The organism is Brevundimonas sp. (genome assembly GCF_047617075.1).
Taxonomy (GTDB): Bacteria; Pseudomonadota; Alphaproteobacteria; order Caulobacterales; family Caulobacteraceae; genus Brevundimonas.
In genome coordinates, this window is record NZ_JBLGCI010000006.1 from 48,697 (window position 1) to 61,550 (window position 12,854).

The 12,854-nt window shown below is 68.5% G+C and carries 11 protein-coding genes and 1 riboswitch; of the genes, 7 read left to right on the top strand and 4 right to left on the bottom strand.

Annotation, left to right across the window (positions count from 1 at the left end):
• Positions 1 to 187 precede the first annotated feature (187 nt).
• Both dusA and ACI8U3_RS08080 read left to right on the top strand, forming a co-directional pair.
• Positions 188 to 1,216 carry a tRNA dihydrouridine(20/20a) synthase DusA gene (dusA, locus tag ACI8U3_RS08075; protein WP_415014356.1) on the top strand — a complete coding sequence of 343 codons (1,029 nt, stop codon included), beginning with the start codon at positions 188 to 190 and terminating at the stop codon, positions 1,214 to 1,216.
• Positions 1,213 to 2,037 (top strand): sulfite exporter TauE/SafE family protein, encoded by an 825-nt coding sequence (locus ACI8U3_RS08080; protein WP_415014357.1) that lies wholly within the window; start codon positions 1,213 to 1,215, stop codon positions 2,035 to 2,037. The genes dusA and ACI8U3_RS08080 overlap by 4 nt, the downstream gene beginning before the upstream one ends.
• On the opposite strand, the gene ACI8U3_RS08085 is transcribed toward ACI8U3_RS08080, so the two are convergent.
• From ACI8U3_RS08085 to ACI8U3_RS08095, 3 genes are read right to left on the bottom strand one after another with little or no spacing between them, the layout of a single operon-like run.
• Complete coding sequence (locus ACI8U3_RS08085; protein WP_415014358.1) at positions 2,003 to 3,547, bottom strand: monovalent cation/H+ antiporter subunit D; 1,545 nt, start codon at positions 3,545 to 3,547, stop codon at positions 2,003 to 2,005. The genes ACI8U3_RS08080 and ACI8U3_RS08085 overlap by 35 nt on opposite strands.
• Positions 3,544 to 3,900 (bottom strand): Na+/H+ antiporter subunit C, encoded by a 357-nt coding sequence (locus tag ACI8U3_RS08090; protein WP_415014532.1) that lies wholly within the window; start codon positions 3,898 to 3,900, stop codon positions 3,544 to 3,546. The genes ACI8U3_RS08085 and ACI8U3_RS08090 overlap by 4 nt, the downstream gene beginning before the upstream one ends.
• A gap of 2 nt (positions 3,901 to 3,902) precedes the next feature.
• Positions 3,903 to 6,758 carry a monovalent cation/H+ antiporter subunit A gene (locus tag ACI8U3_RS08095; RefSeq protein ID WP_415014359.1) on the bottom strand — a complete coding sequence of 952 codons (2,856 nt, stop codon included), beginning with the start codon at positions 6,756 to 6,758 and terminating at the stop codon, positions 3,903 to 3,905.
• Between the two features lie 149 nt (positions 6,759 to 6,907).
• Here ACI8U3_RS08095 and ACI8U3_RS08100 point away from each other — a divergent pair, with 149 nt between their 5' ends.
• From ACI8U3_RS08100 to gcvPB, 5 genes are all read left to right on the top strand, one after another.
• Positions 6,908 to 7,378 (top strand): low molecular weight protein-tyrosine-phosphatase, encoded by a 471-nt coding sequence (locus ACI8U3_RS08100; RefSeq protein WP_415014360.1) that lies wholly within the window; start codon positions 6,908 to 6,910, stop codon positions 7,376 to 7,378.
• A gap of 28 nt (positions 7,379 to 7,406) precedes the next feature.
• Positions 7,407 to 7,505: riboswitch (glycine riboswitch) on the top strand.
• A 152-nt stretch (positions 7,506 to 7,657) separates the two neighbouring features.
• Positions 7,658 to 8,770, top strand: coding sequence for a glycine cleavage system aminomethyltransferase GcvT (gene gcvT, locus ACI8U3_RS08105; protein WP_415014361.1), 1,113 nt, complete (start codon positions 7,658 to 7,660; stop codon positions 8,768 to 8,770).
• 26 nt (positions 8,771 to 8,796) lie between these two features.
• A complete protein-coding gene (gene gcvH, locus ACI8U3_RS08110) occupies positions 8,797 to 9,162 on the top strand; it encodes a glycine cleavage system protein GcvH (protein ID WP_415014362.1) in 366 nt (121 codons plus the stop codon).
• A gap of 223 nt (positions 9,163 to 9,385) precedes the next feature.
• On the top strand, positions 9,386 to 10,726 hold the full coding sequence (gene gcvPA / locus ACI8U3_RS08115; RefSeq protein ID WP_415014363.1) for an aminomethyl-transferring glycine dehydrogenase subunit GcvPA: 1,341 nt from the start codon (positions 9,386 to 9,388) through the stop codon (positions 10,724 to 10,726).
• A complete protein-coding gene (gene gcvPB / locus ACI8U3_RS08120; protein ID WP_415014364.1) occupies positions 10,726 to 12,306 on the top strand; it encodes an aminomethyl-transferring glycine dehydrogenase subunit GcvPB in 1,581 nt (526 codons plus the stop codon). The genes gcvPA and gcvPB overlap by 1 nt, the downstream gene beginning before the upstream one ends.
• A gap of 54 nt (positions 12,307 to 12,360) precedes the next feature.
• Here gcvPB and ACI8U3_RS08125 read toward each other — a convergent pair whose 3' ends face one another.
• Complete coding sequence (locus tag ACI8U3_RS08125) at positions 12,361 to 12,810, bottom strand: endonuclease domain-containing protein (RefSeq protein WP_415014365.1); 450 nt, start codon at positions 12,808 to 12,810, stop codon at positions 12,361 to 12,363.
• Positions 12,811 to 12,854: the final 44 nt, after the last annotated feature.

Sequence of the window (12,854 nt, forward strand, 5' to 3'; positions counted from 1 at the left end):
AGGTTCACGACTTCCCGTGCGAATGTGGAAATGAATCAATGGGAAGGTGGGAGAAGCAAAGGATACCCCGCTCCGAGCGCCCCATGCAACTAAGGCGGCAATCGGGCTCTGACGGCGTGAAAACGGCCACGTTTCCCGTTATGTAGGCCTCTTCCGCACACGAGCGCCCCAGGATCGCCCCAACAAAGTGACGCTTCCCGCCCACCGTTTTTCCGTCGCGCCGATGATGGACTGGACCGACCGGCACTGCCGCGCGCTGCACCGGGTGCTGAGCCGCCATGCCCTGCTCTATACGGAAATGGTCACGGCGCCGGCGGTGATCCATGGCGACCGGGAGCGCCTGTTGGGGTTTGACCCGGTCGAGCATCCGGTGGCCCTGCAACTGGGCGGGTCCGAGCCGGAACAGCTGGCCGAAGCGGCGCGGATCGGTCAGGCGTTCGGCTATGACGAGATCAATCTGAACGTGGGCTGCCCATCGGACAGGGTGCAGTCGGGCCGTTTCGGGGCGTGCCTGATGCGCGAGCCGCAGCTGGTCGCCGACTGCATGGCGGCGATCCGCGAAGCGGTGACAATTCCGGCCACGGTGAAGTGCCGCATCGGCGTGGACGATCAGGACCCGGTTGAAAGCCTGTTCGCCACGGTGGACGCTTCGGCCGCCGCGGGGGTCACCACCTTCATCGTCCATGCGCGCAAGGCCTGGCTGAAGGGTCTGTCGCCCAAGGAGAACCGCGATGTGCCGCCGCTCGACTACGCTCTGGTGCGGCGCCTGAAGCGTGAGCGGCCGCACCTGACGATCATCATCAACGGCGGCGTCCCCGATCTGGACGCGGCCGAGGCCCATCTGGCGCAGGACGAGCACGGCGTCGCGCTGGACGGCGTCATGCTGGGCCGCGCGGCCTATCACGAGCCGGCACTGCTGGGAGAGGTGGACCGGCGGCTGTTCGGCGCGGATACGCCAGACGTGGATCCGTTCGAGGCCATTGTGCGATACCGGCCCTATATGGCCGCCCGGCTGGAGGCGGGGGTGCACCTGCCCGCCATGACGCGGCATATGCTGGGCTTGATGCACGGGCGGCCGGGCGCGCGGGCGTTCCGCCGCATCCTGACCGTGGAGTCGATCCGCCCCGACGCAGGGCTCGAGGTTGTGGATCAGGCCGTGGAGGCTGTGCGCGAGGCCGAAGCGAAGCGAGACGCCCGCGCGGATCAGGCCGCGTGAACGGCCTGCCGGTCGGCGACCTGCTGTTGATGGCGGCGGCGCTGGCGGGGGCCGGGGCTGTCGCGGGGGTGATCGGCGGGCTGTTCGGCGTGGGCGGCGGGACGGTTCTGGTGCCCGCCCTGTTCTACGCGTTTTCGGTGCTGGGCGTGGGCGGTGAGAGCAATCTGCACGTGGCCATCGGCACCTCCCTGCTGACCATCGTCGCCACCTCATGGAAATCGCTGGCCACCCACCGGGCGCACGGGGCGGTGGACGAGACGGTGCTGCGCACCTGGACGCCGTGGGTGGCGTTCGGGGGGATGGTCGGCGCCGCCATCGCTGGGGTGACCTCCATGGAGGGCCTGGCCATCGTTTACGGCGCCTGTCTGCTGCTGGTGTCGGCGCAGATGGGCCTGCTGCCCGAACGCTTTACTCTCAGGGCGGACCTTCCCACCGGCTGGGGGCGGCGCGGCGCAGGCACGCTGATCGGCGGACTCTCCGCCATGATGGGCGTGGGGGGCGGCAGCCTTGGCGGCATGGCCATGGTGCTGTGCGGACGGCCCATTCATCAGGCGGTGGCCACGGCCTCTGGCTTCGGCCTGGCCATCGGCGCGGCGGCGGCGCTTGGGTTCGCGGTGTTCGGATGGGGGGCCGAGGGCAGGCCGCCGCTGTCGCTGGGCTATGTGAACCTGCCGGCCGCCGCGATCATGGGGCTGCTGACCGCCCTGACCGCGCCATACGGGGCGCGGCTGGCGCACCGGCTGGACCGCCGCGTTCTGAAAAAGGCCTTCGCGGTCTATCTGCTGATCACGGCTGTCGCGGTGGTGGTGAAGGCTCAATGATGCCGATGTAGGCGTCGGGCTGGAACAACTGCTCGGCGGTTGCGGTGGTGTAGGCGGCCAGGGGGCCGGCCAGAACGGTGGCGGCGGCCAGCAGGATCAGGAACCCCGCCGCCGCGCCCATGGCCGCCGCGCCGCCGTGGACCTGACCGGCGTGGCAGTCGCCGTCCACCGACGCGCTTTTCCAGAAGATCTGGCTGCCGGCGCGGGCGAAGCCGAGGATGCCGATGACCGTGGTGATCAGGATGATTGCCCAGATCCAGTAGCCGCCCGGCGCGTCACGCACCCCGTCAAGGATCAGCAGTTTACCGATGAAGCCGGACAGGGGCGGCAGGCCCACCATGGCGATGGCGGCGAGGAAGAACAGGCCCGACAGCTTCTCAACATCCTGAAAGCGCGGGCCCACATTGACGGCGTCGCCGTATTCGCCCCGGCGCACGGCGATCAGATCCACGATCAGGAACAGGGCCGCGGCCGCCAGGGTGGAGTGGACGGTGTAGTAGAGCGCCGCCGACATGGCGTCCGGCTGGAACACCGCCACGGCGGACAGCAGGGTGCCCATGGACCCCACCACGGCGAAGGCGGCCAGATCGCGCAGTCCCTTCGCCGCCAGCACGCCGAAGAAGCCCAGCGCAATGGTGATCAGGGCGGCGGGCAGCATCCAGTCGGCGGGCGCCCATGCGGAGGCCTGGGCGTCGTCGCCGAAGATCAGGGTGGTGACGCGGATGATGGAGTAGGCGCCCACCTTGGTCATGATGGCGAACAGGGCCGCCACAGCGCCGGAGGTGGAGGCGTAGGTGCGCGGCAGCCAGAAGTGCAGCGGCACCAGCGCCGCCTTGAGCGCGAAGACGGCGATCAGCAGCAGGCTCGCGGCTTTGATCAGCGCCTGATCCCCCTCGGGCGCGGCGGCGACACGCAAGGCCATGTCGGCCATGTTGAGGGTGCCGGTGACGCCATACAGCATGCCCACCGCCACCAGAAACAGGGTCGAGCCCGCCAGATTGACGATGACGTACTGCACCCCCGCCTTGAGCCGCGCGGCGCCCTGGCCGTGCAGCATCAGGCCGTAGGAGGCGATCAGCAGCACCTCGAAGAAGACGAACAGGTTGAACAGGTCGCCGGTCAGGAAGGCGCCGTTCAGGCCCAGCAGCTGGAACTGGAACAGGGGGTGGAAATGCCAGCCCTTGCGGTCCAGCCCCGTGGCGATGGCGTAGATCATCACGCCCATGGCCACCACGGCGGTGAGCAGCAGCATCATGGCCGACAAACGGTCCAGCACCAGCACGATGCCGAACGGCGCGGACCAGTCGCCCAGCGCATAGCTCTCGACCGCGCCTGTCGCGGCATGGCCGGTCAGGACCACGCCCATGACCAGCAGGGCGGCGCAGACGCCGAGGCTGGCGACTCGCGACAGCGTCAGGCGATGGCGCATGACCAGCAGGATCAAGGCGGCGGCCATGGCCGGCAGGATGACGGGCGCGATGACCCAGGGGGCCAGGGCGGAATCGGTCATGGGCGCGGCTCCTGCTCTTCAGGCGCCGCATCGGGCAGGCCGTCCACCTGGTCGGTGCCGGTCTCCAGATAGGTGCGCAAGGCCAGGATCACCACGAAGGCGGTCATGCCGAAGGCGATGACGATGGCTGTCAGGACCAGGGCCTGGGGCAGGGGGTCGGTGTAGGCGCTTACGCCCTTCTCGTAGATGGGGGGCTGGTCCACCACCACGCGGCCCATGGCGAACAGGAACACGTTGATGGCGTAGGACAGGAACGCCAGACCCAGCACCACCGGGAAGGTGCGGCGGCGCAGCAGCAGATAGATGCCCGCCGCCGTCATGACGCCGATGGCGGTGGCGATGAGGAACTCCAGGCTCATGGCTTGGCCTCCGTGGACGGTTCACGGGAGGGATTGATGTCCATGGCGTGTTCCGACGTCTCCAGCTTCTCGGCGCGCTGGGCCACGCGGGACAGCTGGGCGAGGGCCAGCATGACAGCGCCCACCACGGTCAGGGCCACGCCGATGTCGAACAGCATGGCCGTGGCCAGCTCGAACTCGCCCACCACCGGCAGGGAGAAATAGTCGAAGGCGCTGGTCAGGAACGGCGCGCCGAACAGCAGCGAGCCCAGACCGGTCAGGCCCGCGATCAGCACGCCCCAGCCGATCAGGTTGTGGTGGTCGGCGCGCAGGCGGGCGTCGGCCCAGCCCCAGCCCGAGGCCATGAACTGCATCAGCAGAGCCACCGAGAACACCAGTCCGGCGATGAAACCGCCGCCGGGCTCGTTATGGCCGCGCAGGAAAATGTACAGCCCGGCCATCAGCGCAAGCGGCAGCAGCAGGCGGGTGGCCACCACCAGCATCATGGGGTGGCGCTCAGGCGAGCGGATCAGATCAGGTGTCCAGTTGGCCAGACGGCGGCCCGCCTCGCCCCGATCGGCGGTGTCCAGCAGGGCGAAGATGGCCAGGGCGGCGATGCCCAGTACGATGATCTCGCCAAAGGTGTCGAAGCCCCGGAAGTCCACCAGAATGACATTGACCACGTTGGTCCCGCCGCCGCCGGAATAGCTGTTCTCCCAGTGGAAGCGGGAGATGGACTGCATGCCGTCGCGGGTCATGACCGCCCAGGCCGCAGCGCCCACGCCGAGGCCGCCGGTGATGGCCAGCACCCCGTCGCGCAGCTTGCGGGGGATCGAGCTTTCGGCGGGCGACGTCTTGGGCAGCAGGTTCAGGGCCAGCAGCATCAGCAGGATCGTCACCACCTCTACCGAAATCTGGGTCAGGGCCAGGTCCGGCGCGGACAGGAAGACGAAGGTCAGCGCGACGATGGAGCCCACAACACTGATGAAGATCAGGGACAGGAACCGCGCCCGATGGGCGACCACCACGGCGCCGGTGGCGGCGATCAGGACGGCCCATGCGATCAGGGCCACCGGGGAGGCGCCGATCACCTCGCGCGTGCCCTCGCTGTGATCGGCGGTGAAGAATCCGGCCAGGCCCACGACGACGGCGGTCCCCACGAAGAAGGCCAGATAGCGCTGCAGGGACTCATTGTGGACTTTCAGAGTCAGGCGGCGGCAGGCGGCGGCCAGGGCCGCGACGAAGGCGTCGAACATGGCCTTGGCCTCGGGCACGCCGACCCGGGTCCAGAGAACCTCCAGATTGCGGTGACGCCACAACAGCAGGGCGCCCACGGCCACGGCGATGATGCTCATGAACAGGGCCGGAGTGACGCCGTGCCACAGGCTGAGGGAATAATAGGGCAGGTCCGCCCCGATCACGGCGCCGGCCACAGCCGCCACGATGGGTCCGGCGATCAGGGCGGGCAGAAGGCCGATCAGGACCACCAGCGTCGTCAGCGCGGCGGGCGGCCCCCACAGGCCGATGCCGGGATCGTGGGGCTTCTTCGGATAGTCGTCCCGCTTCGGTCCGAAATAGACGTGCAGGGTGTATCGCAGCGAATAGGCCACCGACAGGGTTGCGCCCAAGGTCGCCAGCACCGGGAACACCCACGGCTGGCCCAGCCAGACGGTGTGAGAAGCTTCCTCCAGCATCATCTCCTTGGAGATGAAGCCGTTCAGCGGCGGGATGCCGGCCATGGACAGGCCCGCGATCAGGGCCAGGGTCCCGGCGATGGGCATGAGGCTGAACAGGCCGCCCAGACGCTTGATGTCGCGGGTTCCGGCCTCGTGATCCACGATGCCCGCGTTCATGAACAGGGCGGCCTTGAAGGTGGCGTGGTTGATGATGTGGAACACGCCCACCACCGCCGCGATGGGGGTGCCCAGGCCGAACAGCATGGTCAGGAAACCCAGATGGCTGACCGTGGAATAGGCCAGCAGGCCCTTCAGGTCGTCCTTGAACAGGGCGATGCAGGCGGCGACCACCATGGTGACGAGGCCGGTGGTGGCCACGATCAGGAACCAGGCGTCGGTACCCGCCAGAACGGGCCACAGGCGGGCCAGCATGAACACGCCGGCCTTCACCATGGTGGCCGAGTGCAGATAGGCGCTGACCGGCGTGGGCGCGGCCATGGCGTGGGGCAGCCAGAAGTGGAACGGGAACTGGGCCGACTTGGTGAAGCATCCGCCCAGAATCAGCAGCAGGGCGGGCAGATAAAGCGGCGACGCCTGGATCACCTCGCGGTTCTCAAGGATCACGGTGAGGTCGTGGGACCCGGCGATATTGCCCAGGATCAACAGCCCGCCGATCAGGCTGAGCCCGCCCGCGCCGGTTATGGTTAGGGCCATGCGCGCGCCCTGACGGCCCTCGGGCAGATGCCGCCAGAAGCCGATCAGCAGGAAGGACGACAGGCTGGTCAGCTCCCAGAAGATCAGCAGAAGCAGAATGTTGTCCGACAGCACGATGCCCAGCATCGCGCCCTGGAACAGCAGCAGATAGGTGAAGAACCGCCCCATGGGGTCGGCCTTGGAAAGATAGAACCGGGCGTAGATGATGATCAGCAGGCCGATGCCCAGGATCATCCCGGCGAACATCAGCCCCAGCGGATCGAGGAAGAAATTGGCGTTCAGCCCCAGCGACGGAATCCAGTCGATGCGCGCCTGAATCACCTCGCCCGCCATGACCGCCGGGGCCATGGTCGCCAGGATGATGATGGCGCTGAGCGTCACCAGTCCGGCCGCCAGGGCGCACGCGTCGCGGCCCGCCCGGATGGCCAGGGCGGGCGCCAGGGCGCCGATCAGCGGCAGGACGGCCAGGAAGGCAAGCAGCAAGGCGGCTCCTCGGAATCAGCCCGGAACAAGGATCACCCATTTCCGAAGAGGTTTTGCTAGCGGCTAAAAGCCCCGGTTAGAAGACCTGAGTGTCCGATTTCGGCGCCGGGCGCCCGGCTCGCGCGCGATATAAATAAAGAGGGGTCCCGATGTCGAAAGTCGCCGTCCTGTTCGTTTGTCTCGGCAACATCTGTCGCTCGCCCCTGGCCGAGGCGGCGTTCCGGCAGGAGGCCGAGCGGCGGGGGCTGGCTGTCGCGGTCGATTCGGCGGGCACGGGCGACTGGCATCAGGGGCATGCGCCGGACCACCGTGCCCAGGCCGTGGCGCGGCGGAACGGCGTCGACATCGGCGGCTATCGGGCGCGGCAGGTGAGGGCGGAGGACTTCGACCGCTTCACCCACATCGTGGCCATGGACCCGGACAATCTGGCTGATTTGGAACGTCTGAGGCCGCCGGGCGCGCGGGCCGACCTGAGCCTGATGCTGGAGCACGCGGGGCGAGCAGGGGAGCCGGTTGAGGATCCCTACTACGGCGGCGACGATGGTTTTGACGTGACCTGGGCCGACGTGAGCGCCGCGGCGCGCGGTTTGGCGCAGGCCCTGAACGACGGCGCCGCTTGACTCCGAAGGGTTCCGCGCACAGGGAAGAGTGGCTCTCGCGGGAGAGATCGAGGTCCTGATTCCGGGCCTCGGAGCCGAAGGCGCAACCGCCCCGGAAACGCTCAGGCAAAAGGACCGCGACGGCTCAGGAACGCTGGAAAGCAGCCTTCGGGCTCGCCGACGGAGCAAGCATCGGATCAGATCCGGAGCGGAATCTCTCAGGCTTCAGGACAGCGGGGGCGCGTGACGGGCGAAGCTTCGCCCGGTGCGCCGCCGACCCACCCCAGCCGGAGCGTGCCCATGAGCGACCAGACCCTGAAGACCACGCCCCTTAACGCCGCGCACAGGGCGCTGGGCGCGCGCATGGTCCCGTTCGCGGGCTACGACATGCCGGTCCAGTACGAGGGCGTGCTGGCCGAGCACCGCTGGACCCGCGAGCACGCGGGTCTGTTCGACGTGTCCCACATGGGCCAGGCCAAGCTGACCGGCGCCGACGCCGTGGCGCAGTTCGAGCGCTTCGTGCCCGGCGACTACGGGATCCTGAAAGCGGGCCGCCAGAAATACTCCCTGCTGCTGAACGACAAGGGCGGGATCATGGACGACCTGATGGCGGGCAAGCCCGACCACGACGGGCTGTTCATCGTGGTCAACGCCGCCTGCAAGGACGCCGACTTCGCCCACATCGAGGCGGGGCTGGAAGGCGACGCGAAGCTGACCCGGCTGGACCGCGCCCTGCTCGCCATCCAGGGCCCCGAGGCCGCCGAGGTGATGGCGGCGCACGAGCCGGTGCTGGCGGAGTTCGGATTCATGGATTCGGCGCGGCTTATGCTGTTCGGCGCGGACTGCTTCGTGTCGCGCTCGGGCTACACCGGCGAGGACGGCTACGAGATTTCGGTCCCGGCGGATCAGGCCGAGCGCATCTGGAACACCATTCTCGAGGACGCGCGGGTCAAGCCCATCGGTCTGGGCGCGCGGGATTCTTTGCGGCTCGAAGCCGGTTTGCCGCTGTACGGCCACGACGCCGACGAGACCACCAGCCCGGTGGAGGCGGCCCTGACCTTCGCCCTGTCGAAATCACGCAAGGAGCGGGCCGACTTCCCCGGCGCCGACCGGATCCTGAAGGAACTGGACGGCGCCCTGTCGCGGGTCCGCGTCGGGCTGCACGTCAAGGAAGGCGCCCCGGCCCGCGAAGGCGCGGAGATCGCCGATGCGAACGGCGCCGTCATCGGCAAGGTGACCTCGGGCGGGCCGTCGCCGTCGCTCGGCAAGAACATCGCCATGGGCTATGTGCCGCCGCAGTTCTCGGAGATCGGCACCGCCCTGACCGTCATCGTGCGCGGCAAGCCGCTGGCCGCCGAGGTGGTCGCCACGCCGTTCGTCGCCAACCGCTATTATCGCAAACCCAAGTCCTGATCGTCAGGCCCGCAAGGAAGCAGCCAATGCGTTACACCAAGGAACATGAGTGGGTCCGTCTGGAGGGCGACGTGGCCACCGTCGGCATCTCGAAGCACGCCGCCGATGCCCTGGGCGACGTGGTGTTCGTCGAGACCCCGGAAGTGGGCAAGACCGTGAAGGCGGGCGACAGCTTCGCCGTGGTCGAGAGCGTCAAGGCGGCCTCGGACGTCTACGCGCCCATCGCTGGGGAAGTGGTCGAGGCCAACGCCGCCCTGGCCTCGGCCCCCGAGACCGTCAACGCCGACCCCCAGGGCGACGGCTGGTTCGCCCGCATCAAGGTGGCGGATGCTTCCTCGCTGGACGCCCTGATGGATCAGGCGGCCTACGACGTCTATCTGGCTACGCTCTAGGATTGCCGGCGTGACCTTGTCATCCCGGCCGAAGCGAAGCGTAGAGCCGGGACCGGGCGCGCCCATGTTTTGTTGTCCCGGAGAGCGAAGCTCATCCGGGGCGAGCGTCGTATTTCTCCCCGTGTCCCGGTTCAACCCTGCGGGCTGACCGGGACGAATAAACCCTCCCTACGCCGTCCCGGATCAGCGCTTCGCGCTGTCCGGGATGACAAGGAACCGAACCATGCGCTACCTCCCCCTGACGCCCGACGACCGCGCGGCCATGCTGGCCGCCATCGGGGCGAAATCCGTGGATGACCTGTTCGTGGACGTGCCCCAGGCGGCGCGGCGCGACGGCTTCGTCGACCTGCCCCGCGTGATGGGGGAGCTCGAGGTGGAGCGCAGCCTCAAGCGGATGGCGGGCAAGAACACCGTGGCGGGGGATGCGCCGTTCTTCTGCGGGGCAGGAGCCTATCGCCACCATGTGCCGGCGACGGTGGACCACATCATCCAGCGGTCCGAGTTCCTGACCAGCTACACGCCCTATCAGCCGGAAATCGCCCAGGGCACGCTGCAGTACCTGTACGAGTTCCAGACCCAGGTGGCGAACCTCACCGGCATGGGCGTGGCCAACGCCTCGCTCTATGACGGCTCCACCGCCATGGCCGAGGGCGTGCTGATGGCCACCCGGGTGACGCGCCGGAACAAGGCGGTGATCTCGGGCGGGGTGCACCCGCACTATGTGTCGGCCACCGAGACGGTGGTGCACGCGGTGGGGGTCGAGACCCAGGCGCTGGACCCGGCCATCGACGCCGAGGATGCGGTGATCGCGGCCATCGACGCCGACACCGCCTGCGTGGTGGTGCAGACGCCCAACGTGTTCGGCACGGCCACGGACGTGACGAAGATCGCCGAGGCGGCCCAGGCCGCGGGCGCCCTGCTGATCGTGGTGGTGACCGAGGCGGTGTCCATGGGCCTGCTGAAATCGCCGGGCGAGATGGGCGCGGACATCGTGGCGGCGGAGGGTCAGTCCATCGGCAACGCCCTGAACTTCGGCGGCCCCTACATCGGGCTGTTCGCCACCCGCGACAAGCTGGTGCGCCAGATGCCCGGCCGCCTGTGCGGCGAGACCGAGGACGCGGAGGGTCGGCGTGGTTTCGTCCTGACCCTGTCCACCCGCGAGCAGCACATCCGCCGCGACAAGGCCACGTCGAACATCTGCACCAATTCCGGCCTGTGTTCGCTGGCGTTCACCATCCACATGAGCCTGCTGGGCGAGACGGGCCTGCGCCGCATGGCCCTGCTGAACCACGAGAAGGCGCTGGCGACCCGCGATGCGGTGGCGTCGGTTCCGGGCGTGGAGGTGCTGACCCCGCGCTTCTTCAACGAGTTCGCGGTGAAGCTGCCGAAGAACGCCGCCGAGGTGGTGGATCAACTGGCCGAGCGCGGCGTGCTGGCGGGCGTGCCCTACGGCCGCCTGAACCCCGGCGCCGGGTTCGACGACGTGCTGCTGATCGCGGCCACCGAGACCACGACGGATGACGACATCCAATCCCTGAAAACCGCCCTGGCGGAGGTTCTGTGATGAGCACCATGAACACTGTGGGACGCCCCACGACGCCGAACGCGGTCGAGACCAAGCCGGACACCTTGACGGGCGGGCGTGGCCTGTTGCAGGACGAGGCGCTGATCTTCGAGGGCGAGGGCTGGGGCAAGACCGGCGTCGACCTGCCGCAGCCGAAGAGCGACGGCGGCGATCTGGGCGATCTGGTGCGGGCCGATCCCATCGGACTGCCGGGCCTGAGCGAGCCCGAGGCCATGCGCCACTATGTGCGGCTGAGCCAGAAGAACCACGCCATCGACCTGGCCATCTATCCGCTGGGCTCGTGCACCATGAAGCACAATCCGCGCCTGAACGAGAAGATGGCGCGCCTGCCGGGCTTTTCGGACATTCACCCGCTGCAGCCGCAGTCCACGGTGCAGGGCGCGCTGGAGCTGATGGATTCGCTGTCCCACTGGCTGACCACCCTGACCGGCATGCCCGCCGTCGCCCTGTCGCCCAAGGCCGGCGCTCACGGCGAGCTGTGCGGCCTGATGGCCATTCGCGCGGCGCACCGGGCGGCGGGTCACGGCCTGCGCTCGGACAAGCCCCGCAACAAGGTGCTGGTGCCCACCAGCGCCCACGGCACCAACCCGGCCACCGCGGCCTTCGTCGGCTATCAGGTAGTGGAGATCGCCCAGACCGACGACGGGCGCGTGGATCTGGCCGACCTTGAGGCCAAGCTGGGCGACGACGTGGCCGCCATCATGGTGACCAACCCCAACACCTGTGGCCTGTTCGAGCGGGACATCCTGGAGATCAGCCGCCTGACCCACGAGGCGGGGGCCTATTTCTACTGCGACGGGGCCAATTTCAACGCCATCGTCGGCCGGGTGCGGCCGGGCGATCTGGGCGTGGACGCCATGCACATCAACCTGCACAAGACCTTCTCCACGCCCCACGGCGGCGGCGGACCGGGCGCGGGTCCGGTGGTGCTGTCCGAGGCGCTGGCCCCGTTCGCCCCGGCGCCCTGGGTGGTCGGCGGCAAGGACGGCTTCAGGCTGGTGGAGTTTGCCGAGGACGAGGCCGAACAGGCGTTCGGCCGCCTGTGCGCCTTCCAGGGCCAGATGGGCATGTATGTGCGCGCGCTCAGCTACATGATGAGCCATGGCTCCGACGGCCTGCGTCAGGTGGCCGAGGACGCGGTGCTGAACGCCAACTACATCAAGGCCCGACTGTCGGACGTGATGAGCGCCGCCTTCCCCGAGGGGCCGTGCATGCACGAGGCCCTTTTCGACGACGAGTGGCTGAAGGGCACGGACATCACCACCCTCGACTTCGCCAAGGCGATGATCGACGAGGGCTTCCACCCCATGACCATGTACTTCCCGCTGGTGGTGCACGGGGCGATGCTGATCGAGCCCACCGAGACGGAGTCCAAGGCCGAGCTGGACCGCTTCATCGAGGCCATGCGCGCGCTGGCGACGGCCGCGAAGGCCGGCGATGTGGACCGCTTCAAGGGCGCGCCGTTCCACGCCCCCATGCGGCGCCTGGACGAAACCCGCGCCGCGCGCCAGCCGGTCCTGCGCTGGACCGCGCCGGAAGGCTCCAACCGGGCGGCCTAATCCTCCGCCTCTGGGGGAGGGGGACCGCGAAGCGGTGGAGGGGGTGTTTCCGCCTCACCGCTGTCCTTCGTTCCGCCCAAGCTCTTCGCGCAAGCCGATGAGCACTCCGTCCAGATTTCCGAGCACTTCGCGCGCCGGAATGCGCAGCACCCGCACGCCGCAGCCCTCCAGCCAGCGGGTGCGGCGCTGATCGTGCTCGATCTTGTCCGGGTGATCGTGCGCCGCGCCGTCGATCTCCACCGCAAGCCGCGCCTCTGCGCAGTAGAAGTCGAGGATGTAGGGCCCTAGCGGATGCTGACGGCGGAAACGCCAGCCGTCCAGGCGGCGCCCGCGCAAGGCGTTCCAGAGGATCACCTCGGGCAAGGTCAGCTTGCGGCGAAGCTGACGAGCCCGGGTGACGGTTTCCTTCGGAGCGTCCATGGGGCGGAGGATATGGTGAAGGTTGTGCGTCGGACAGGTATTTTGATTGTGCGGCGGATGGACCCCCTCCACCATGCTTTGCATGGTCCCCCTCCCCCAGTGGGGGAGGATTTTTCGGCCGTGCTCTA

Coding starts and splice junctions, on each gene's coding strand:
- gcvPB (WP_415014364.1), top strand. CDS start 10,726: ATGAGCACCATGAACACTGTGGGACGCCCCACGACGCCGAACGCGGTC.
- ACI8U3_RS08085 (WP_415014358.1), bottom strand. CDS start 3,547: ATGACCGATTCCGCCCTGGCCCCCTGGGTCATCGCGCCCGTCATCCTG.
- gcvPA (WP_415014363.1), top strand. CDS start 9,386: ATGCGCTACCTCCCCCTGACGCCCGACGACCGCGCGGCCATGCTGGCC.
- gcvT (WP_415014361.1), top strand. CDS start 7,658: ATGAGCGACCAGACCCTGAAGACCACGCCCCTTAACGCCGCGCACAGG.
- gcvH (WP_415014362.1), top strand. CDS start 8,797: ATGCGTTACACCAAGGAACATGAGTGGGTCCGTCTGGAGGGCGACGTG.
- ACI8U3_RS08100 (WP_415014360.1), top strand. CDS start 6,908: ATGTCGAAAGTCGCCGTCCTGTTCGTTTGTCTCGGCAACATCTGTCGC.
- ACI8U3_RS08125 (WP_415014365.1), bottom strand. CDS start 12,810: ATGCAAAGCATGGTGGAGGGGGTCCATCCGCCGCACAATCAAAATACC.